Here is a 25,747-nt window from a genome sequence, read left to right as displayed (position 1 = left end):
ATGAATATTCGTATTTTTGAAAATGAAGAAGATTTGAACGCGACAGGTGCAGGCCTGATCACCAGCTTGCTGCAAACGAAACCCCGTGCCGTACTCGGACTTGCAACAGGTAGTTCGCCTGTCGGTATTTATAAACAGTTAATTACAATGTATCAAAAAGGTCTCGTAAGCTTTGCGCAGGCCTCTTCGTTTAATCTGGATGAATATGTAGGGTTGCCTACGGAGCATCGTGAAAGCTACCGCAGTTTTATGAATGAGCAGCTGTTTAATCATATCGACATCGACCTGTCCCGCACGAATGTGCCGAATGGCGAGGCAGTAAATTTGGAAGAGGAATGTACTGGTTATGAGCGGCGTTTAGAGGATCGTGGGCCTGTAGATCTACAATTGCTCGGGATCGGGCATAATGGTCATATTGGTTTTAATGAACCTGGAACGGAGTTGACGGGTCGCACCCATGTGGTGGATCTGAAGGAAGAAACGAGAAAGGCGAATGCCCGCTTTTTTGACAGCATCGACGAAGTTCCAGCGCAAGCGATTACGATGGGGGTAGGTTCCATTTTAAAAGCGAAACAGATCCTGCTCATTGCTCGTGGAGAGGAAAAAGCGGAGATTATCCGCGAAGCGTTCATGGGTCCGATTACCACATCCTGCCCGGCATCTTTGCTGCAATGTCATCCGAATGTGGTTGTATTGCTGGATCGAGCGGCAGGGAGGCTGGTTAGATGACCGAAGCGAATCCTAAAGTCAGTGGCGGTGAGTTGGGAAAAAAGTTAACGCTGCTCCGCGCCAGACTACTGCTTGCTGATGAATTGCTCGAAGACGGCCTGATCGTCTGGCGCGCTGGAAAAATCGTTTATGCCGGTATACCGGAAGGCCTGCCTGAACGAATTAGGCAAGAAGCAGGATCACTTCCTGCAAAAGCGGCGGGCCTTATTGTACCTGGATTTATAGATATCCACGTACATGGCGGTAACGGGGAAGATTTCATGGATGCCAGTCCTGACGTATTGGACAAGATCACTTCATTTCATAGTTCACAGGGAACAACGGCGATGCTCGCCACATCGATGACGGCTCCGAAGGAACGTCTGGATCATGTTTTGGCTGAAGTAGATCGCTACCGATCGGAGGAAATGCCTTATGCTCAGCTGGAAGGCGTGCATTTGGAGGGCCCCTTTTTTAGTCCGAAGTGGCCTGGCGCGCAAAATCCCGATCATATCGTGCTTCCTGATGTTACTTGGCTGCAGGGATGGGAAAAGCAATATCCTGGTCTTATTCGTCAGGTGACGCTGGCACCAGAACGTGATGGTGCACTGGAGGTCATCTCCTGGCTGCGGGAACAGCGGATAACGGCTGCGCTTGGTCATACTGACGCAACTTACGACGACGTGCAGCGCGCAGTGGAGGCCGGATTGCATCATGCCGTGCATACGTTTAATGCCATGACTCCGCTGCACCACCGTGAGCCGGGAACAGCAGGAGCCGTGCTAAGTGATCCACGTATCAGTGCTGAAGTCATTGCCGATGGCATTCATGTGCATCCTGCGGCGATTTCAATCCTTGCTCAATTGAAACAGGGGAACGATCAGCTGGTGCTGATTACCGATGCGATGTCTGCTGCAGGACTGGACGATGGCGAATACAAAATCGGTGATTTGCCTGTTATTGTGAAGAACGGTGAGGCGCGGTTAAAGGACGGCGGCGCTCTGGCAGGAAGCACGTTGACCATGGTTCGGGGGTTCCGCTATCTTGTGCAGGAAGTAGGGCTAAGTTTGATCGTTGCTTCTAGAGCAGCCAGCTTGACGCCAGCTCGTTTGCTGGGGATTGACGACCGAACGGGTTCCCTGGTGAAGGGGAAACAGGCGGATATCGTTTTGTTGAATGAGGATTTGGAGATTGATACGGTGTGGGTCAAGGGCAGAAGGATCGATCCTGTAAGCGAATAATACTAGTTGGGGTTTCCATAATCTATATGCCCTAATTGTGAAATAACATATAATATCAGGAAATAGCCGCTATCTGTAAGAGTAGATAAGCGGCTATTTCATATGTCCACATTATAATTTTTCGTAGTATGAAGGAGTGAAGTGTTAACGATAAGTTGAAAACTAATAAAGTATATATATTACTTATATGTAATATTATGTTACATTTTGCGCTGGTACATGATAATTTTTTATTTCCAATATCATTTTTATTGTAGAAAACTTAAGCAGTATTAAGGGATTAATTGTTATTAAATAGAATAATTTGGGGAATTTCGTTGAAAACTAACTATCAATAATGTATATTTAATCTATATTATAAAATTATTAGTTTTATTTGTATGAATAGTATCTTTTGATGTATATATTAAAAAAATGAAACGGTCCCCCATTCTGTGAAGCCGCCTCTGTTCTATAGATTTACAACCCTACTAATTTTGAATGTTCATTTGCATATTAGGTGAAATTGTGAATTTAATCTACGTCCCAAAATGGATAGAAACCAAAAATTCAAAGGGGTGCTTGAGATGTCCAGTGCATTTACGGGTAGAATTGACAATTTTCCTAAAGAAATATTGCATGACGAAATTTTAGAGCCGCAATTTAATTATGAAGTAGAACATCTGTTGGAGTACTACATTCAAATTGAACAAGTTATGTTGTTAGAATATGTGAAAATGCAATGTGTAAGTAAAGATCAGGGTGCTGAAATCAACAGCATTTTAACGTCAATCACGAAGGATCTATTAGTTGCTAGTCCTGAAAATAATATGTCTGATATTCTGTTCGCAATCGAAAAAAATGTTGAAAGCTCTTTGAGTGATTCAGTTCCTTATTGGCATGCCGATCGAAGTCGAAATGACGTTCAGGCATGCGCTCAACTGATGTTTGCTAGGCAGGAATTGTTGCAAATGATCACAAAACTGGGTTTCCTAATTGATGAAATATTGAATTTAGCGAAGCAATATACAAACACCCCGATGCCAGGATATACTCATTTCCAATCTGCACAGATTATTACTCCAGGTTTTTACCTCTCTGCTATGCTGGATGAACTGATACAAATACATAAAAATTGGATACATACGTATGACAATATCAATAAATCTCCACTGGCAGCTGGTGCAATGGCCGGGGTGGAATTGAACTGGGATCGTGATTCACTTGCACGCCTACTTGGCTTCAGTGATACAAACAACAATGCTTTACGATCCGTGGCTTCAAGACAATGGGTTCTCCAAATATCTGCTGAGTTATCCGTGTTCTCCGTTTTGATTTCAAGATTTCTTACGGATCTTATGTTATGGGGGAGCAGCGAATTTCAGTTTATTGACTTGCCTGGAAGCCTATCAGGTATTTCCTCTGCCATGCCTCAGAAGAAAAATTTCCCTATTTTGGAACGTATAAGAGGGAAGTGTTCACATTTAGCCGCTTTTCATAACAACTTTATTTTAGGACAGAAAAATACGCCTTATTCTAATTTGGTCGAAACCTCAAAAGAAAGTAGCACTTACTTCATAGACCTCTCCCACACAAGTCAATCCATACTCACTCTCTTAACACTCGTTATTCAACATTTGAATTTTAAAGAAGAAAGAATGTTATCCATCTGTAAAAAAGATTATTTTGGCGGGTTCAGTTTAGCTAACTTTTTGACAATCAGAGATAACATTCCTTATAGAAAATCTCAAGTTATAGCTGGTCGATATATTATGGAAGCCATGCGATTGAATCTTTCACCCCAAGAGTACAATGCGCACATCCTTGAACAAAAATGCGCCGAAGAGGGATATAGTATTCAAAATCCAGCAGAAATACTTTCCTTGTCTTTTGATGTGGAAAATAATTTGAATCTAAAAACGTCTTATGGCTCTACTAATCCATCCATGGTGAAAACAAGAATTGACCATCAATTGGAAGAGATGACGCAATGTAAAAATAGCTTGGAATCCAGAGTGGCGAATCTCTCAAATTCCCAAATGGAACGGGAAGAACAATTAGCACGTTTTTTGTGAAAAAATAAAATAGCAGGGGGAAAATTATGATTGAGAATATGGTAGGTATGATTGGTAACACACCTCTAATTCAATTGAAAGTGAACGCCTCCCCGGTGCATCCAGGAAAATGTTTTGCAAAACTGGAACTGATGAATCCATTTGGAATGAAAGATCGCGTTGCCAAAAGAGTCATAGAGTGTGCTAAGAAATCAGGCGTTTTAAAAGAAGGTGCCCCTATTATTGAGAGTTCATCAGGAACAATGGCTTGCGGGCTTGCACTGGTCGGACGTTGTATGGGACATCCTGTGCATATTGTTACTGACCCTCGTATAGATAGGGTCACCCATGCGAAATTAGAATCTTTGGGTTGCAAGATTCATATTGTATCGAAAATGGGGGCAGAGGGAGGTTGGCAATCAGCACGTCTGGAGATGTTAAATTCTTTACTGTTGCAATACCCTGATGCTTTTTGGCCACGGCAATATGAAAATCCCGAGAACCCTAACGCTTATGAAGATATGGCGATGGAGATCGTAAAGGATATTGGCAAAGTAGATATTCTGGTAGGTTCTGTAGGAAGTGGGGGTTCACTGTCCGGAACTGCTCAAACGTTAAAAAAATATAATCCGAATCTGAAGGTAGTTGCAGTCGATGCGGTTGGCAGTGTAATCTTCGGTCAACCGGATCATCCAGGACGGCTGCAGGGCGGATTAGGGAACAGCTTAATAGCTCCAAATGTCAATTTTAATATCATTGATGAAGTCCATTGGCTGAATGATGAGGAAGCATTTAATGCAACTCTGCAACTTGCGTATCAAGAGCAAATTTTTGCAGGAAACAGTTCTGGCTCTGCTTATCATGTCGCCAAGTGGTTAGCAGCACAAGCGGAGGAATCCTGTAATGTCGTTGCGATTTTTCCTGATCGGGGCGACCGATATGCCAACAGTATCTATAACCAAGAATACTATGGAAAAAATAACTTACTTATAGGTAGAATACAAACGGAGCCTAAATGTATCGAGTTAAATACGGTTGCCGATTCATGGTCTTATGCTTCTCTTCCAAAGAATCAGGCTAGTAAATGTCTTGTCTTTATTGAATCGAATACAACAGGAACGGGAATGCAGGCATTGCAAAAGGCAAGGGATTTAAATTACGAACCTGTATTAATGGCTAGAAATCCAGATATGTATCGTAATTTAAATCATGATCTTTGTGCTGTTATAACGGCTGAGACAAATGATAAAGCGAGTTTGTATCAGGCTCTGATGAAAGAGAATATCCCATCCATAGTAGGAATTATGACAACAAGTGATTTTTACTTAGAAACGGCTGCTGAAATGGCTGGATATTTTGAACTGAAGAGTAATAGTCGTGATTCAATACATATTTGCCGGAATAAAGCTCTTTTTCGAGAAAAACTCAATGCTTACAGCTTGAAACAACCTAAATACGACATCATAACATCAGAATTTGAGTTGTATTCACTTCAATCGAAAATTGAATTTCCCTGTGTATGTAAAGTTGCAGATGACAGTGGATCCAATAATGTACTTCTCTGTTCTTCATGGGAAGAATTAGAGGAACATGCTCTGAAAATTTTGAAAATGGAGTTCAATGGACGTGGTCAAAGAACGGTACAAACTGTACTCGTGGAAGAGTATATCGAAGGGCCTGAATTTAGTGTTGAGATGTTTTCATGGGATGGTGTCGCGGAGTGTATTGGGATTACGGAGAAAACGGTAACTGGAAGCCCTTACTTTGTCGAACATGCGCATATATTCCCAGCCAAAATGTCTAAAGAAACGGAACATCACATTATAGATATGGTCACTTCCACACTTCAAGCCGTTAAATTCACATATGGTGCCTCACATACTGAGATAAAACTAACCGATCGAGGGGCATATATTATCGAAACGAATGCTCGATTGCCTGGAGGTATGATACCTGAGCTTGTCAGAAACTCTACTGGCATAGATTTGCTGAATAGCCAGATTCTCTGTTCTGTGGGTATAAAACCAGAATTTAAGAACGAGAATCTGGGAGTCTCAGGAATCTATTTTCTAACAGTGAAGGAATCCGGTATCTTGCGCAGCATTAATAACCTGAAGGCAATTCAAGGGATGGTCGAAGTGAAAAGTATCTCTGTCTATGTAAATGAAGGGGATGCTGTACAGGTACCTGAAAATTTCTCGCATAGAATTGGACATGTTATTGTTGCCGGCAATTCTTATGAAGAAGTAAAGCAATTGTTAAAGCAAATCGAACAGTTGATAACGTATTCCGTCGATCCACTACCCGCTGACCAAAGAACATTAATCTCGAATGGATAAGGAGCAGAATATGATTGAATTTAGAAGTGATACCTTTACCCTGCCTACATCAAGGATGATGGAAGCGATACAAACTGCAGCTCTCGGAGACGATGTGTACGGTGAAGATCCTACAGTCAAAGAACTGGAGGAGAAGACTGCTTTAATCTTAGGAAAAGAAGCTTCCATATTGATGCCTAGTGGTACTATGGCAAATTTGTCATCGATTATGGCACATTGTGTGAGGGGGTCAAAAATCCTTGTAGGGGATGAAAGTGATATCTATATCTATGAAGCTGCAGGGGCATCCGTATGTGGCGGTATTATGTACGAAAAAATTCCCACCATGTCCGATGGAACACTTCGTATCCAAGACTTGGAAGAAACGTTTCCTAAGGATGTAGACGATCCTCAATTCGCGCTTCCATCCCTAATTTGTATTGAAAACTCGCATAATCGAATGGGGGGAAAGGTTTTGCCCCTATCGTATCTTGAAGAGTTGAAAGCTTTTTCGATCAAGAAAAAGATACCAATCCATATGGATGGAGCAAGACTATTTAACGCAGCAATTTCATTAGGAGTAGCACCAAGAGAAATTACAAAATTTGCAGATACAGTACAAATTTGTTTATCTAAAGGATTATCTTCTCCGATCGGTTCTATGGTTGCCGGTTCAAAAGAGTTTATCAATAAAGTGTACCGAATTCGAAAAATGTTGGGAGGAGGTATGAGGCAAGCAGGAATCATAGCAGCTCCTGCGTTAATTGCGTTAGATGAATACATGGACAGATTAACTGTGGATCATGAACATGCGAGGATGTTGGTCGAAGGCTTGGCCAGTATACCTGGAGTGATCTTAGAAGCGGAAAACGTTGATACTAATATTGTCTTCTTTCGTGTTGACGCATCTAAACTCACAACAGAGATTTTTATCGAAGAAGCGACAAAAAGGGGATTAAATTTAGCAGAACTAGGCACGAACAGAATACGAATGGTTACTCATTCAGGGATCAACTCTACGGATATCAAAAAAGCGCTTAAAATCATACATTCTATATTGGCAGGATAAAACGTAGGAAATAGATTTCTAGGAAAGAGGGAGGATACGATGTCAGTAGCTTTAATTTTCCCAGGTCAAGGCTCTCAATATATAGGTATGGGAAAGGAACTGTGCTCATCATTTTCCCTGGCGAACCAGACACTTGATGAGGCAAGTGAAATCATCAAGATGGATATAACAAAATGCTGGAGGCCGGATTATAACCTGGATAATACTCGGGATGCACAACCCATGATTCTTGCTGTCAGCATTGCAGCATTTCGAGTTTTTCATCAAGAAATCGGATGGAGTCCCTCTGTAGCTGCTGGTCACAGTTTAGGAGAATATGCCGCTCTGGTAAGCAGTGGATGCATCTCTTTCAAAGAAGCTTTAAACATTGTAAAAGTACGAGGCGAATTAATGCAAGCAGCTGCAGAACAATTTCCTGGGCGAATGATTGCGGTGATGCATTCCGATGACTCAGATTTAGAAGAAATTTATGATCGTACAAAGAAACTTTGGAAAAATTTAACTCTCGCATGTCATAATTCAAAATCAAATAAGGTTTTTTCAGGAACGATCGAAGCTACAGAGATGTTTATAGACCATCTTAAAGATAAAAATATCCACTATAAAGTGATTAATAACTCAGGCGCATTTCATAACGATACGATGCAAAATGCGGCGAATAATATGTTTGATGTATTAAGTAATATAAAAGTGAACAAAGGGAATTTCCCAGTTCTATCAAATATAGACGCTCTTCCTCATACGGTGAATACGTTGAAAAAAATGCTTGTTCTACAAATTACCAAACCAGTCCGTTGGAAGGAAACAATGGATAATATAATTAAATATGGTGCGAAAGCATTTGTCGAAATCGGTCCGAGGAAAGTGCTGGGTAATATGATAGATGATGATAAGAAACATTTCCCATATGTATCCTTTTGTACAAGTAAAGACGTTGATCAGGTGAAAATGATGATGGAAAATCAGAATGATCATTTTGGGAGGACTAGACCTGATTTTTCTTCTATTAATCAATTACTAGATCACAGTGTGGTGATGAAAAACTATAACTCTTCTGATGCGAATTATAATGAAATTCATAAAATCTATCAAAAGATAAATGATTTGAAGAACAATGATCCCCTTAATTCAAATCGTGATAGACAAATTATCCAATATATATTGAAGGTATTTGCTTTGAAAAATATTCCTTCGGAAGAACAAGAGAACTTCAAAAATAAATGGCTGAGAGAATATGCATAAAATAAAATTCCAGTGGGAGTTGTTGAAATGAATTTTCCTACTTCTTTAATAGAGGCTTTTAAAAGAGTTAGTGAGATCGAAGATCGCGGTATTAACTTCATCAATGGGGACAGCGATACAACATTCATTTCTTATAGACAACTGTATTTCGAAGCACTTCATACGTTGGACTTCCTCAATAGCAAAGGGGTAAGCGTTGATGATGAATTGGTTCTTTATTTCGAAGAGAAGGACATGAACAGATTTGTAACCTACTACTGGGCATGTATTCTTGGAGGTATCATTCCTGTTCCCTTGGCGACAGGAAATAATAACGAGCATAGAAAAAAATTATTCGAGGTCTGGGTGACTCTCAAAAATCCGTACATAATCACAGATCAATCGATATGGGACAGACTATTGTCCAAATCGGTTATTGATCCGTATACTCTGAGCATGCATGAGAGGGTGTTGTTTTATGAGCACAAAGATTCAAGAGCTCATGAGCCACATCATTCTGGTATATCCCGAACAAGCGAAGAAATTGCGTTTATTCAATTCTCTTCTGGATCAACAGGGACACCTAAAGGTGTCGTTTTAACCCATCAGAATTTAATGTATAACATCAGAGATATTACGACCCAATTAGGTATTACAGCAAAAGATTCGACGTTATCATGGATGCCGTTAACACATGATATGGGATTAATCGTATATCATCTCTTGCCCTTAGTTAGTGGCCTGAATCAGCATCTGATTGCTACTTCGACGTTTATTCGCCGTCCTATGTTATGGATGAAAAAAATTAGCGATCATAAAATAACCTTTACAGGATCTCCTAATTTTGGTTTAAAGTATTTGTTTTCAAAATTCAAAAAAGAAAATGCAGAGCATTGGGATCTCTCAAGTTTAAGAATTATTCTAAATGGAGCGGAGCCGATAGCGCATCAAGTTAGTATGAATTTTATGCAATGTTTAGCCCCGTATCAGTTGAGAGCAGACGCTATGTTTGCAGCGTATGGACTAGCTGAAGCCTCGGTGGGAGTTTCAGCAGGGAAATTAACGTCCGAGCCGTTGTTACTTCATAGAAAATTACTAACTATCGGTAACGCAATACATGTAACTGACGATCAAGAAGAAGGCTTATCAGTGGTTCATGTGGGCACTGTTTTTGAGAACTGCGATTTACGGATCACAGATGATAACGATGTTGTAGTCCCCGATCGGTTCTACGGACATGTTCAAATAAAAGGAAAAAATGTGACCCAGGGTTACTATCATAATGAGGAAGCTACCGCCAAACTCAAAACGTTAGATGGCTGGACTAGAACAGGGGATTTGGGATTTTTTGTAGATAGGAAATTGTATGTGATTGGAAGATATAAAGATATTATTTTTGTTAATGGTCAGAATGTATACCCACATGATATAGAAAGAGTCGCTGAAGGATTCGAGAATATTGAGCTCGGGAAAGTGGCTGCATGTGGTGTTTACGACACAACGACAAATGAAGATCAAATCATTCTTTTCGTGGTGCATAAAGATTCTTCCAAAGATTTCTCAGCATATGCTGCACGATTAAAGGGCTATATCAATGAACAGACCGGATGGAAAATTACAGATGTGGTACCTGTTCGGCAGTTACCTAAAACGACCAGTGGGAAAGTGCAGCGATACAAATTAGCTGACGAATACTCTAGTGGTATGTACAAATCCCAATCTGTACCCAGCAATGAAGCAGTCGATGAGGAAACTCGAGCAGCCAAAAAAAGTCCCAAAGAACAAGTTGAAGAATTCGAAAATAAACTTGTAAAGATTTTTAAAGATGTATTGTCGATCCATGATGTAAACAAACATGATCGTTTCTTTGAAATAGGAGCAACTTCTATCCAATTAACGGAAATTGCTACTCAAGTAGAAGATGAATTGAACATCGTTATTCCGACATCTGACTTTTTCTCGTATCCAACGATTAATCAGTTAGCGAATTACCTCTTAGGTACTGAAAGTCAGGAAATAGATGTTAAATCGAAAACAAAGCGACAAAAGGAAGTTAATGACCTCCCGCACTTTAAGAAAAGTGATATTGCGATCATTGGAATGTCAGGTGAGTTTGCTGGAGCGGCTGATTTAGATGAATATTGGAGAATAGTTGCTACAGGGCAAGATGCGATCGGTCCATTGAGTGAGGAGAGAGCTAAGGATGCGCGTCAGTTCATTAATAGAAAGAACAACGATTTCACATTTGTTGAGGGAGGATTTCTCAAAGAAATCGATAAATTTGATTATTCATTTTTTGGAATGACACCCAAAGAAGCAGAACTTATGGACCCTAATCAACGATTATTTTTACAAACGGCCTGGCACACCCTTGAAAATGCGGGATATGGAGGAGGACAGCTATCCGGACGTCAAGTCGGTGTCTTTGTTGGGGCGTCAAAAATCGGCCAAACCTATGAGCAATTAGTAATGGAAGGTGATAACGCCTCCATAGCACAATATGCTGTTGGTAACCTTTCTTCCATCATATCAGGTCGAATTTCATATTTACTGAATTTTAAAGGGCCAGCAATAACAATCGACACGGCCTGCTCTTCTTCACTAGTAGCTGTGCATATGGCATGTGAAAGCATTATACGAGGCGAGAGTGAACTGGCTATTGCTGGAGGTGTAAGGACACTTCTCCTCCCAATCAAGTCAGGGATTGGTATGGAGTCCTCAGACGATCGAGCTAGAAGCTTCGATGATGATTCAGATGGTACGGGAACTGGAGAAGGAGTAGCCTCTATTTTGTTAAAGTCGTTGGAGCAAGCCGTTGCGGATGGGGACTATATCCACGCAGTGATCAAAGGAAGTGCAATTAATCAGGACGGAGCAACCGTAGGTATGACCGCTCCTAATACAGAATCTCAGACCAATCTTATTTTAAAAGCGTGGCAGAACGCTGAGATTGAACCAGAGACCATTTCATATATTGAAACGCATGGTACAGGTACTCCTTTAGGTGATCCTATAGAGATTAACGCGATAAGTCATGCGTTCCAGAAACATACTTCCAACAAACAGTTCTGTGGAATTGGATCAGTCAAGGCCAACATTGGACATCTTTATGAAGCAGCGGGTATTGCCAGTCTAATTAAAACCATCCTTTGTTTGCAGCATACAGAAATACCGCCACTAACCCATTTTAAAAAACCTAACCGGAACATTCATTTCTTGGGTACTCCATTGTACGTTCCGACAAATTTAACAAATTGGCAAACGAATAACATCCCTAGACGCAGTGGAGTAAGTTCGTTTGGGTTCAGTGGTACGAATTGTCATGTTGTTTTGGAAGAATACAACCGCCTGGAGCAGCCTGTTCCCACTGAAGTAGACGACTATCAATTATTTACCTTGTCAGCTAAGACTCATGACTCGTTGTACGAATTGGTGAAAAAATACACGGAATTTCTTTCGTGTAATGTTAATTACACACTAAAAGAAATTTGTTATACGGCTAATATAGGTAGAACTCATTTCCCACTGCGGATCGGTATTGTCGCGCGCACACTTGAAGAGTTGAGATCGAAACTAACAGAAGTTCTAATTGCAGGAGGACTCATTCCAAAAGAACATGTGGATGAGCAATCACTTATTCAGGATTTTTCTAAACAAGCAAGCGAGATCTTAGGCAAATATGACACCCGGACTCCAATAAACAAAAAAGATATAGAAATCTTACGTGAATGCTATATCCAAGGTGCAAATTTCGACTTGTCTAAAGGAGATTCCAAACCAAACAAAGTGCCGCTGCCTGTGTATCCGTTCATGAAAAAGAGATGCTGGGTAGAACGAACTGAAACTTCAAGAGAGAAGATGGTTCGTAATGAGGCCGTGGTGGAGGAGGATCGAAGTGTGAAAAAAACATTAAAAAATACTGCGGATCATAGAGAGCTTCTTAAAGATATATTTCAAAAAATAACTGGATTCTCCAGGGATGAGATCAACACAGACTCCCATTTCTTAGAGATGGGTATCGACTCTATTATGTTGAATCAAGTCAAAATCAGTATCATGAAACAATTCTCAGTAGATATTCCCGTAAATTTGTTATTTGAATCCGTTACTAGTTTGAACAAGTTAAATAAATATATTATGGAGCATGCTCCATTGATGGAATCAGATGATGTTCAACACTCAAAAGAAGCATCTCAAATCATAACTCCGAAAAATGTTATTAGATCAGCACCGGCAAGTCGCTCAACTGATTCAAGCTTCTTAAGTATTATGGAACAGCAAATTAATCTGTTAAATAATCACCAGAAAAATTTAAATGAGATTTTCACTCAACAATTAGATCTAATGAGAATGGAACAGGGTGGTGCTGTAGAACAGGTTTCAACATCTGTTTCGATGAACAGCAACAGTGATCGCGGAGAAATAAGCATTGAACATATTAAGGAGCATAGAGATACTACGCTTCATGCTGATCTGCAACCCAAACAAAAGGTATTTGTACCATTCCAACCTATTGTTATTCGTTCCGAAAGTGGTCTGTCTAAAGAGCAGCAGCACTTTATGGATTCTTTCATCGAAGAATATACCAAGAAAACAAAGCAGTCTAAAAAATATACACAGACTTATAGAAAAGTACATGCTAATAATCGTAATGCCTCAGGTTTTCGTTCATATATGAAAGAAATGGTATACCCCGTGATTGCAGAAAAATCAATGGGTTCGAGACTATGGGATCTGGATGGTAATGAATACATTGATCTTACGATGGGGTTTGGCGTGAATTTGTTTGGTCATAATCCCTCATTTATAACAGATGAGTTGAAAATTGAAATTAGCAGCCAACCCGCTCCTCTTGGGCCTATGTCTAATATAGCTGGTCAGGTATCCGAGCTAATACGAGAGATAACAGGATGTGAAAGGGTTGCTTTCTATAATTCTGGAACTGAAGCGATTATGGTGGCTATCCGATTGGCTAGAGCACAGAGTGGACGTTCCAAAATAGTGCTATTCTCTGGATCATATCATGGAACCTTTGACGGAGTTCTTGGCGTTGCCGATATGAATGCAGATGATGGAGAGGCGTTGCCGATGGCCCCGGGTATCCCTGAAAGTTACTTAAAGGATGTTCTCATCCTAAACTATAATAGCCCCCATGCGTTAGAAGTTTTAGAGCGATATAAAGATGAAATTGCTGCAGTGGTAGTAGAACCAATCCAGAGCCGCAGACCCGATCTACAACCTAAGGCCTTTATCCAAGAGATAAGAACCTTAACAGAGCAGTCTGGTATAGCCTTGATTTTTGATGAAGTTATCACGGGTTTTCGGATTGATATTAGGGGGTCCCAAGGATGGTATGATATCGAAGCTGATATCGCTGTCTATGGAAAAGTTGTTGGTGGTGGGATGCCAATCGGTGTCGTTGCGGGAAAATCAAAATATTTGGATGCAGTAGATGGAGGATATTGGGAATTTGGGGATGATTCCTATCCGCCTCATGCTGAGATCAAAACATTTGTAGGCGGGACATTCTGTACTCATCCGATAACAATGAAGGCGGCATTGAAAACGTTAGAGTACTTAAAGGACAGAGGGCCGGGTCTGCAAAGGGAATTAAACGAACGCACCAATAAACTTATGCATACCTTGAACGAGTTCTTTAAACAAGAAAACGTTCCTATTCATATGGTCAACTGTGGATCACTCTTCAGGTTTGTATCGTTTGTGGATATTGAACTGTTCTATTATCTAATGATCAAAAACGGCGTATACATTTGGGAGGGGCGTAACTGCTTTTTATCAACAGCACATACTGAAGAGGATATAAATAAAATTGTGCGAGCTGTATATATGAGTATATATGAGCTAAAAAGAAATACGTTCTTTCAACACCAGCCTGACCTAGACAGTCCACTAAGGGAAGTGGAAAAAACAAGTGAAGTTTACCCCGTTACAAGTGAACAAAAACAATTATGGTTTGCATCCAAAGCAAGGCAGCACCAGTCTGCTGCGTTTACTGAACGAGTAGCTCTGGAATTGAAGGGTTCTATAGATGTGGAGAAGTTAACGAAGGCCCTCCAGACCATCACGGGTAGACATGAAGCGCTTCGAACCGTTATAGACCACAGTGGAGAGCAACAAATGGTCTTAACAGATAAAAATGTAGAGATTAATACCACAGATCTTACAGCAGACCTAAGAACAGCGAAAGATCTCGTATTTAAGGAATGGATGGCTAAAGAGAGTGAGAACCAGATGGAACTTAGTCCAGACTCTACGCTGACGAAATACCACTTGCTTAAAATGGAAAAAAATTATCATATTTTTGTTATGTCTTTTCATCATATTATTGCCGATGGCTGGTCCATTTCTGTCGTTGTAGACGAACTTCATAAGTTGTATAGCGCGTATTGCAGCCATGAACATGATCTTATTGAATTACCTGCGCCGGGTCAATTTAGAGAATATCTAGATTGGCGTGAGAAGCAGTTTAATACTTTAGAACATACAAAGGCAGTACAGTATTGGAAATCAATTTTTGCAGAACCGGTTAAGAATATTGTCATTCCGTCGATTACCGAAGACATGTTAAAGAGAGAATTTCAGGGTAAAAGGATTCATTTCAAATTGGAAAAATCGGTAACTGACAAACTCAGAAAATTGAGTATTCACTCTCAGAACAGTCTTTTTGTTACTTTATTTGCTGTATATAAAGTCTTTGTCCATCGTTTAACAGGCTATTCAAAACTTGTTATAGGTATCCCTGTGTCTGGTCAGGCACAAATGCAAAATTACAATTTGATTGGGAATTGCGCAAGCGTTCTACCGGTGGTCAGTAAAGTAAACAAGGGAGGCTCTTTTAGGGATTATTTAGCATCCCTCAAAGAAGCGATAAAGGAACTAGAAGACGTGAAGAAGTTCCCATTCTCTATGTTTATTGACTCATTAAACTTTAATCATGTACCTGAATTAAATGTTTTATTTAACATGGACAGGCCGATTTCAAAAACAAAATTGCATGATCTGGATGTTAAACTCATTCCAACTCCAATTCAGTACTCCAAATATGATCTCTTCATGAATGTGATGGACGTAAACGGAGAGCTTTGGTGTGAATTAGATGTAAATACACAGCTTGTTCAGGAGCATGAGATAGATCTGTGGGTGAGTTATTTTAATGAACTTGTTTCCAAAATCACGGAAAACGAAGATTCGCATTTAGAAAACATTATCATTGACCACGAGTTAGAGCACAGGATGAAGGCGTTAGTTTCTAAGGAGCACACGTTAAATAGCTGCATATCACAACAGGATGATTCCGTTCAAGCAGTTGAATCAAACTCGGAAAATATATCGATTACTGAAGAAAAATTAACTGCAATTTGGAAAGAGATTTTATCCATTAGAAAGATTGGAGTACACGATAGTTTTTTTGAACTCGGGGGGAATTCATTACAAGCCACAACGATTTTCTCTCGAATTCATAAAGAATTTAATATATCTATTCCTTTAAGTGAATTGTTTATTTCTACAACCATTCGTGCAATGAGTAGATATATTGAAAACTGCGAAGGCTCCGATCGAACAGAATATACACCTATCCCTAGTAGAGATATACTTTTGGCGGAAAATGAAAATAAATTACTTGAACCCCATTGTTATCCTCTCTCGAACGCTCAAGAAAGAGTGTGGTTTAGGGCACAGTTTACTGGGCATGCATACGGCGACGTATATCTGTATGAATTTAAAAATGGATTGCATATCGAGATTTTTCAGCAGGCTGTAAACATCTTAATTGAGCGGCATGAAATCATGAGAACCACAATTTCCGAAGTAGGTGGAGTATTCTATCAAAAAGTTCATCATCTTTTGAAGGTTCCCTTTGAGTACGCAGATCTGGCTCATTATTCAGATGAGGAACAGCGTGAGCGTATTGCTGAAGACGCACAGAGACAGAAAATTACAGAATTTGATTTAACCGTGGAATCCTTTTACCGTATGAAATTATATCATTTAGCTGATCAACAATTTATATTTTTGCTATCAGTACATCATATTGGTCATGATGGCTGGTCCCATTATGCCTTTTTGAATGACTTGTTCAAAATATATTCCTCTTTAATTCGAGGAGAAGATCCTCATAAAATAGCTCAACCTCGTCAATATGCAGATTTTTCGTTATGGCAGCATAAGCAAATTACAACTAAACGAGTTGAGAAACAGAGGGAATATTGGAAAGAAAAGTTGCAGAGATCTGCCCCTGTCCTTCAATTGCCAGGCGATTCTGAGGAGAAGATAAAAGAACAGGAAACGATCTCAGAGATATGCAGATACACCCTCACACCCGAATTGACTAAAAAAATATATGATTTAAACGTTTCAAGTGGGAGAACTACCAATTTTATTACAGTCCTCGCTGCTTTGAAAATCTGGATGGCTCATGTAACGGATGAAACTCTCATAACGATAGGATCGACTCTTTCTGGCCGTACACATCCAGACTTGGAAGGCATGATCGGTTTATGCATTAATCCGGTTGCTATGCGTACTGAGTTATCTGGAAATCCAACAATGCAAGATGTTCTACAAAGAGTCGCAGATACATGTGTTGGAGCATACACGAACCAAGAGTATCCTTTTGATTTGGTTATGCAGGATCAGTATGTTATGCATGACCAGATTAAGTCGTTATACTCCGTATGTCTGATCGGACAAAATGCCCATACGACGAAACTTCAGAACGATGAGATTGATATTCGATTCTGCAACTTGGATGAGTTTCAGACCAAGGGAATGGATATCACGGTTGGTAATTATGAAATGGATCACAATGAAAAAACAAAATTAGATTTGTTGATTTATTTGTTTGATAATGATGATCAACTCTTGTTTGAAATCTATTATAACCACACTAAATTTTGTACAGATACGATCCAGAATTTTTTTGAGCAGATGGAGCAAGTTCTCGATCAAATGGTGAATTCCCCGAGCATGAGGTTATCACAAGTTAAGTTAAATGATGATACGTTGTTGCAGGAACTGTTCAACTAAAAAATTTACCGGCAGAGGGTGTATCTATTTCATGAACTATCTATCGAAAGAAAATGTTTCAGAAGTTCTGGAATTATCTCACATTCAAAAAGAGTATTTACAACAACATGCTGTAAACCAGCTTGTATTCGAACTCCCCTTGAATATAGACAGAAGCCAAATCCAAAGGACATGGGATACATTGGTTGAAGATTCACCTGCACTACGAACCATTTTTCGTTCTTTAAAAAATAGAACGGTACAAGTTGTACTCAAATCGATACCTATTGAATTGCATTGGATGGATAGAGAGGCTGTATCTTTGGCAGATCAACAGGTTGAGATTGAACTTGTTGCAAAAGAGTACAGAGGTGAGTTTCTTATAAGCGAAGAACCCTTGCATAGAGTAGCTATCCTTACCTTTGGACAAGCGAGAACGGTTTTAATATGGACATTTAATGTTCTGAGCATAGATATGTATAGTTGTGAGCTTTTATTTGACAAATGGATGGTGCAAGCGAAGGCGATTCAAGATAAGGACTTACGTTACGGGGATATAAAAAGTTATCTTCAATGGGAAGCAGAGCAAGATGGGAAGCCTGCTCAGGATTATTGGTCCGATAAGATGGGGCAATACTCCTTTTCAGCTCTCCAAGTGCCTGAGACTCAATCAAGTTCTGAAAACCAAAGTATATATAAAAAAATGAATGCAGACCTTCCGGAAGATCTGGTTGATTTGATTAAAGAGTGTAGCCGTCAACATAACACTTCTTTGAATAGCATAGTGTACTCTGCCTGGTTGCTCGCATTACATGTGTATACAGGAGATGTAAACGTCGCTTGCGGCTCGACTCTGACAGCAGATTTAGAAACATTCCCCACCACCGATGGGATGATAGGGTCATTTAGTCATTCTTTACCTATACAAGTCAGATTGGACTCCAGTCAGAAGTGTATCGATGTAATTCAAGATGTGGAATACCAATTGAAATCGATAAGAACTTTCGGTAGTACAACAGTTACGATGGTCAAAAATAATACTTCTTCTCAACAGGACAGATTGTTATTTGATACAAATTTAACGATTAATCATGACCGATCTATAGAGAAATCACATGGTGTTTTGTTTAAGGAGAGCCAGTCCTTTTTGGAAATCTTCATTACCATGGGGACGAAATGGAATATTGAATTTCATAATTCAAGCGGAGCATCACTGGAACAACTAGAACATATCATGCTTCATTTTCAAACCATCCTGAGAAGTGTGGTTGTAGGAATGAATCATTGTCTTGATACGTTAACTTTACTGCCAGAGACTGAGCGTAAACGCTTAGTGCATGACTTTAATCAAAGTAATATTGCTCCGTTTTCAGTTAGCCATACGGTAAATGAGATTATTGAAGAGCAAGTAAGAAGATATCCAGATAAAATTGCGGTCGTATGTAATGAGAAGTCACTGACATATCAGGAGATAAACGATAGAGCAAACCGATTGGCAGGTTGGCTTCGAGATCAACATCTCAAGCCAGATGATCTAGTAGGCATATGGGCTGATCGAAGTATAGAAATGCTAACAAGTATAGTTGCTGTGATGAAGGCAGGAGGAGCGTATGTACCACTAGATATCTCTTATCCTGATAAGCGTTTGCAGCATATTGTGGAAAATGGAAATATTTCTATTATGCTTATTGATCATCAAGCGAAAAGCCGGTATTTTGATGTTTTTCAGGATTCGAGCGAACGGCCAAAGTTTCTTACCATTCAAACAGTAGTCGAAACCATAGAGGGGGATCATCCCCTTTATCGTTTTCCAACGGATAATTTAAATGTTATTCATACCAACAACAATCTAGCAAATGTGTTTTTTACATCGGGTTCTACAGGTCAGCCCAAAGGAGCCATGATAGAACATGAGGGCATGCTTAACCATTTATATGCCAAAATCAACTTGTTGGGTTTGAATGAAGAGAGTATTGTTGCGCAGAATGCTTCCCACTGCTTTGATATCTCTGTGTGGCAATTTTTAGCCCCTCTTATGGTTGGGGGACAGGTTATTATATATCCAAATGAGGTTGCAATGGATCCTCTCCGTTTGTTGGAATCGGTATGCACATACCAAGTTAATGTACTTGAGATGGTGCCTGCAATTAGTGAATTATTTCTTCAAAGTGCAACAGAGAACCAATTCAAGCTTGAACATCTGCATTATATGATTTCAACAGGAGAAGGCCTTTCGGTTCCATTGTTGCAACGCTGGCAGAGTAGCTACCCGGATGTGAAAGTTGTTAATACATATGGGGCTACTGAATGTTCAGATGATACGTCCCATATCGTTATTGACAAGAATTATCACCATAATGACCATTATGTTGAATTAGGCAAGCCGATCCCCAATATGAAGCATTACGTATTGGATTCATGGAAACGGATGGTTCCTATCGGATGTAACGGCGAAATATATATCAGCGGAATCGGAGTAGGCAGAGGATATTTAAATGACATCGAACGTACAGGTGCTGCCTTTTTTAGTTATAAACTGCACGGAGAGGATATGCAAAAATTTTATAAAACGGGAGACTTGGGAAGATATACGCCAGAAGGCAGGCTTATGTTTATTTCAAGAAGTGATTTTCAAGTCAAAATTAGAGGCTTGCGCATTGAATTAGGTGAGATTGAGTCGGTGTTACTGAAACATGATGAGGTAAGACAAGTCATTGTGGTTGCCGAAGCAAGGGATCATGGGGAACATGAGATTGCAGCGTATCTTGTTTTAAACTCCAATATTAGTGAAAAAGAATTAAGAGACTACATGGGAGCATTATTACCCGTCTATATGATACCGCAACGAATGATGATACTGGAGGAAATGCCTCTTAACCAAAATGGAAAAATTGATAGGAAAGCCTTGCCTCTCATTGGGGATAACTCATTTTCGGAGGAACATTATGTTGCCCCGGAGGGATATTGGGAAAATACGGTTACAAAAATATGGTTCGATGTATTGGGTCTAGAAAGAATCAGCGTTGAGGCACCCTTCTTCTCATTGGGTGGAAACTCACTAAAAACGATTCAAGTTCGCTCGCGTTTTAAACAACATTTAGGGATTGATGTATCAATTAAGTCTCTTTTTGAACATCAGACGATCCGGAAGCTTGCTATCTTTCTTAATCAAACTTCCACCACTGAGGGTCATGAGCAACAAAGCATAGAGAAACTAGAGCCAGCTACATCCTATGCGATGTCGAACGCGCAACATCGGCTCTACTTTTTAAATTTGTTAGAACCACACAATCATTCATATAATATGTTAGTTTCTTTAGATTTTAAAAGGGAAATGAACCAAGCTATTTTCCAAAAAGCGGTTGTAGCCTTGGTAGATAAACATGAATCGCTTCGCACAACCTTTGTGCTCAACGATGGGGTTCCGGCTCAACGGATTACTGCCCAAGCGAACATAGAGGTGAAGTTCGAAGACATCTCAGGACTGAATCAGACTGCTCAGATGAAGAAGATTGATCAAATTGAACGCGAAGAGAAGAGCTTTTCATTTGATTTAGAACAAGGACCTTTATTCAAAGTACAAGTCACCGAAGTGTCCGTTAATCATTTTATTATTTGGATGAGTATGCACCATATCATAAGTGATTACTGGTCTTGGCAGATTATCGTTAAGGACTTAATGGAGTTGTATGAGTCTTATGAAAAGAATAATAAGTTCCCTTCTGTAAAGAATGCAACTGTGTACCATTATAAAGAATATGCGAATTGGCAGAATAAGCGATTTGAAAATGGAGAATTGCAAGGTATGAGAACCTACTGGCTTAATCAATTGACAGGGGAACTACCTACTTTAAATATGCCTATTGACTACGCAAGTTCGGTTACTTCCAATTTTAGCGCTAGTCAGGTAGACGGCTTTATTCCTAACGCTCAACTAGAGAAATTTAAAAAAATGTCATTACAACATAACACTAGTTTATTTGTGACCCTTTTATCTCTATATGGTGTGTTACTAACTAGGCTTAGCCAACAGAAGGATTTGATTATTGGCACACCAGAGGCGGGAAGACATCAAATGCAATTTGAAGACGTTGTGGGATTTTTCGTAAATAATTTAATCCTTCGAATGAACTTTGAAGGTGATCCGTCATTTTTGGATGTATTAAAGAAAAATAGAGATATGACAATAGAGGCTTATTCAAACAGTGAATATCCTTTTAATTTATTGGTTGAGGATCTGAAATTAGAGCGGGATTTTAATCGACCTACACTATACAATAGTCAATTTCAACTTATCCCATTAGAAGATGGTCTTCTGACGGATCAAATGAACATCCAATTACGTTCGACTAAAAATTATTACATGGATGTAGATCTCTCTTTATTGGCAACTGAGGTCAAGGAGGGACTCAAACTAGAGTTGCAATATAGAACGGATATCTTTAATGAAGCTACGGTAAGTCGATGGATGAATTATTTTACACATATCGTTGAATTTGTTTTGACAACTCCAACGACCAAAATTGATCATATTCCTTTAGTTACTGGTGAAGAACGAGATCTACAGCTTTATCAATGGAATCAAACTGAGCGAAAAAATTCAGGCAGGTATACTGCAATCCGGCGTTTTGAAGAGATGGTTGAGCACTATCCAAGCCGCATTGCGGTAGAGCATCATCAGGAGCAGTTTAGTTATCAGGAACTTGCCCAAAAAGTCGATCAGTGTGCGTCTGCTTTGTGTGCCAAAGGTATGAACCGAGGATCAAAGGTAGCTGTCAGTATGCGGAACTCTGCTAATCTGGTTGTATCACTTCTGGCTATCTGGAAAACCGGGGCTGCCTATGTGCCTCTAGATCCGTATTTCCCGCAAGAACGTTTAGCGTATATGTTGGCCGATTCGGACGCCCAGTTGTTACTTGTTGATAATACAACATCGGGAACGTGGGAATCCCATGACATTCCAAGCTTGAATGTACAGACTCGGTTGGCATCATCCGCGATGACCGGAGGGAGTGCCATCGTGGATCGTTCTGAGCCAGAAGGATTAGCCTATATTTTGTACACATCAGGTTCGACAGGGAAACCTAAGGGTGTGGAGATTTCACATCAAGCATTGAGCAATTTTTTAACAAGTATGTCCGAAGAGCCGGGGATGAGTAAGGAAGATCGGTTACTGTCCGTAACATCGATTTCTTTTGACATCAGTGTATTGGAGCTGTTTCTTCCTCTCACAACAGGTGCGAGAGTCCTCTTGGTAGACCGAGAGACAGCAACGGATGGCATCTCGTTATCACGTCTAATCCAAGAAAAAGAACCCACCATGATGCAGGCTACCCCGTCAACATGGCAGTTGTTACTCGCATCTGGATGGGAAGGAAGCCCGGAATTAAAGATTCTGTGCGGCGGGGAGAGCTGGTCGAGAGAGTTGGCTGGTCAATTACAGGCCCGAAGCAAGGAGCTTTGGAATATGTACGGGCCTACCGAGACAACCATTTGGTCGGCAATTCACCATGTCCGAGAACAGGAAGGAAGGATTCCTATTGGGCGCCCGATTGCCAATACCCAGATGTATGTACTGGATCGCGGCAAGGAACCGGTGCCCATTGGTGTAGCTGGTGAGCTCTATATCGGCGGAGAAGGTGTAGCGAATGGATACTGGAACCGGGGAGAACTAACGGAAGAGAAATTTGTAGACAATGTGTTTACGGGAAAGGGCAAGATGTATGGAACGGGCGATTTGGCCAGGTACAATGCGGAAGGTATTTTGGAATGTTTGGGGCGGATAGATCAGCAAGTGAAAATTAGAGGTTACCGGATTGAATTATCTGAAATTGAACACCAGCTGCTGCAACATGAAGCCGTTGAAAATGCGGTTGTAGTCTCGGTACAAGTAGGTGAAGCAGCGCAGCTAGCCGCGTACCTTGTACTCCAGCCGGGCATGTCTTGGCCTGGGCATCAGGCAATACGGCAACATTTGCAACAAACCCTTCCTGAATACATGGTGCCTGTATTGTATAGGGAAATCGAGAAATTACCGTTAACACCCAACGGGAAGATAGATCGAAAATCATTACCGATGATCATAGACTTGCAACATGATAAATCTTATGTACCTCCTCGTGATCTGCAGGAGTTAAAAATGACAAAAATCTGGGAGAAAATTTTGAAAGTCCACCCAATTAGTGTCACCACTAACTTTTTCTCGATTGGTGGACATTCCTTAAAAGCTATTCAGTTATTACATGAAATTAACGCGGAATTTGGTACGGAATTACGTCTTGCTAGCCTTTTGAAAGAGCCGACAATTGCAAGTATTTGTGCACTTTTGGGCGGGGAAAAACAAAATTTGGCTTCTTCTTATCTTATTCAACTTCAAGAAGGTGAGAATCGTTCAACAAGCCCACTAATCCTGATCCATCCCCAAGGAGGAGGCATACTTCACTATTTCCATTTGGTTAATTCATTGGGAACGTCAGAGTGTATTTACGGAATTCAAGCCCCTGGTTATGAATCGGATGAAGAGCCATTAGATAGCATAGAAGAAATGGCAGAACTCTATGTTACAGAGATCAAAAGAAAGATCCCAACTGGTCCGTATAAACTGATTGGTTGGTCTTTTGGTGGAATGGTTGCTTACGAGATGGCACGAATGTTTGAAAAGATGGGTGAGAAGATTGAATTTATTGGTTTATTTGATGTTCAGCCTCTCGACCAATCTATGAATATTTATGATGAATTTACAGAGCAAGATGCAATTATGTATTTTGCTACTTTATTCGATCTAGATCCCCTCCAATTTGACAGAACAGATAGCGAGACTGCACTAAATCTACTACTGGATGAAGCAAGGAAACGTGAGGATTGGCCGGTAGGCATGAGTTCCAAACAATTAAAACAAAAAATGAATGTGTTGGTAGCTGCGGGACAAGCGATGAGGAAATACAGATATGGCAATCCGATTAATTCTGATCTCCAGTTATTTTATGTACAAGAGGTATCTAAACATCTTCATAAGCTAATTAATCCAAGCCACTGGAAACATCGAACCAAAGGCACGTTAAGCACATTCCTTGTGCCTGGGGATCATAATACCATGGCGTTACCACCTCACGTAGACGAACTGGCTCAGATGATCATGACTTATTGGAATGAATACTCTGCAGAGGGTGGGAGGGAGACTATTGATATCGGATCTCAAAAATAATGTAATATCCAAAGAAAAGATAGGAATTGGGATGGCTTATGGTACTTTTGGAGAGTTATTACAAGGCATGACAGTGGAGAGTAACCAGGATTTTTTGGTTACTTTCCCTATCCAAAATTTCACTAAAGTCGTGTTTTGTCCTGATTCAACCCCACGATTGAAAGTCATACCGGAGTTCAAACAAAAATCAGCAAGACTGGCAACCGAAATTTTAAACATATTCAAGCTGCCGCCAGGTGGAACGATTTGTATTGAAAGTGATTTACCCGTGGGAAAAGGATTAGCAAGTTCATCTGCAGATCTGGTAGCTACTGCGAGGTCGATTGAATCCTATTATGGTATAACGATTCCCTTACAGCTACTGCAGAAGGTGATGAAAGATATTGAGCCGAGTGATGGAGTGATGTACCCGGAGGTCGTAGCTTTCTATCATAGAGAGGTCGAACTATTTGAAAAATTAGGTGTTCTTCCAAAACTTACGGTACTTGCCATAGACGAAGGCGGGGAGATTGATACGATCCAATATAATCGGAATAAAAAAGAATTTACGATCGAAGAGCGTACCCAATACACAGATTTAATGATGCAGTTAAAGTTTGCCTTTTGTAATCAAGATGTGCATTCGATCGGTCAGGTTGCAACGAGAAGTGCCCTGTTGAATCAAGAGAGGCTAGCAAAGCAAAGTATCTCACACTTACTTGAAATATCGAATAACTATAACGCATTGGGTGTTATCATCGCCCACAGCGGTACGTATATTGGTATTTTACTCTCCGATGATGAGACTGATTACAAAGACAAATTAGAAGCAATCCATGTAGATCTGAGAAACGTCTATGGAGAGGTTAAAATATTTCATTCCGTTTCTACGATTAGTAATGCGATGGACAAATAAGTGTTTTCACCAAGAAGGTGTAACAGTTCTG

Annotated in this window: 9 protein-coding genes and 1 pseudogene; all 10 read left to right on the top strand. The window is 40.2% G+C overall.

Annotation, left to right across the window (positions count from 1 at the left end; all coding sequences use genetic code 11):
• The 10 genes and pseudogenes from nagB (at nt 1) to EC604_RS13120 (ending at nt 25,716) form a co-directional block, all read left to right on the top strand.
• Nucleotides 1-729 (top strand): glucosamine-6-phosphate deaminase, encoded by a 729-nt coding sequence (nagB, locus tag EC604_RS13160; RefSeq protein WP_123064613.1) that lies wholly within the window; start codon nt 1-3, stop codon nt 727-729.
• Nucleotides 726-1,949, top strand: coding sequence for an N-acetylglucosamine-6-phosphate deacetylase (gene nagA / locus EC604_RS13155; protein ID WP_123064612.1), 1,224 nt, complete (start codon nt 726-728; stop codon nt 1,947-1,949). Before nagB ends, nagA begins: the two co-directional genes overlap by 4 nt.
• A 566-nt stretch (nt 1,950-2,515) precedes the next feature.
• Nucleotides 2,516-4,003: an argininosuccinate lyase gene (locus EC604_RS13150; RefSeq protein WP_123064611.1), complete on the top strand. Its 1,488-nt coding sequence runs from the start codon at nt 2,516-2,518 to the stop codon at nt 4,001-4,003.
• A 23-nt stretch (nt 4,004-4,026) separates the two neighbouring features.
• Nucleotides 4,027-5,046 (top strand): annotated as a pseudogene (locus EC604_RS30270) (cysteine synthase family protein); the annotation flags it as partial.
• A gap of 60 nt (nt 5,047-5,106) precedes the next feature.
• Nucleotides 5,107-6,321, top strand: coding sequence for an ATP-grasp domain-containing protein (locus EC604_RS30265; protein WP_205127931.1), 1,215 nt, complete (start codon nt 5,107-5,109; stop codon nt 6,319-6,321).
• 10 nt (nt 6,322-6,331) lie between these two features.
• A complete protein-coding gene (locus EC604_RS13140) occupies nt 6,332-7,369 on the top strand; it encodes a GntG family PLP-dependent aldolase (protein ID WP_123064609.1) in 1,038 nt (345 codons plus the stop codon).
• A 39-nt stretch (nt 7,370-7,408) separates the two neighbouring features.
• Nucleotides 7,409-8,611: an ACP S-malonyltransferase gene (locus EC604_RS13135; RefSeq protein ID WP_123064608.1), complete on the top strand. Its 1,203-nt coding sequence runs from the start codon at nt 7,409-7,411 to the stop codon at nt 8,609-8,611.
• A 12-nt stretch (nt 8,612-8,623) separates the two neighbouring features.
• The gene (locus tag EC604_RS13130) at nt 8,624-17,638 is read left to right on the top strand and encodes an aminotransferase class III-fold pyridoxal phosphate-dependent enzyme (protein WP_205127930.1); all 9,015 of its coding nucleotides are present in this window, start codon (nt 8,624-8,626) and stop codon (nt 17,636-17,638) included.
• A gap of 31 nt (nt 17,639-17,669) precedes the next feature.
• Entirely contained in the window at nt 17,670-24,821 is a 7,152-nt protein-coding gene (locus tag EC604_RS13125; protein WP_161556924.1) for a non-ribosomal peptide synthetase, read from the top strand.
• Nucleotides 24,799-25,716 (top strand): kinase, encoded by a 918-nt coding sequence (locus EC604_RS13120; protein ID WP_240036847.1) that lies wholly within the window; start codon nt 24,799-24,801, stop codon nt 25,714-25,716. The genes EC604_RS13125 and EC604_RS13120 overlap by 23 nt, the downstream gene beginning before the upstream one ends.
• Nucleotides 25,717-25,747 lie beyond the last annotated feature (31 nt).

Source organism: Paenibacillus amylolyticus (assembly GCF_003719335.1).
In the GTDB taxonomy this organism is placed as follows: domain Bacteria; phylum Bacillota; class Bacilli; order Paenibacillales; family Paenibacillaceae; genus Paenibacillus; species Paenibacillus amylolyticus_D.
The sequence above is the reverse complement of the archived record's forward strand: the minus strand, read 5'-3'. Positions and strand labels throughout refer to the sequence as shown.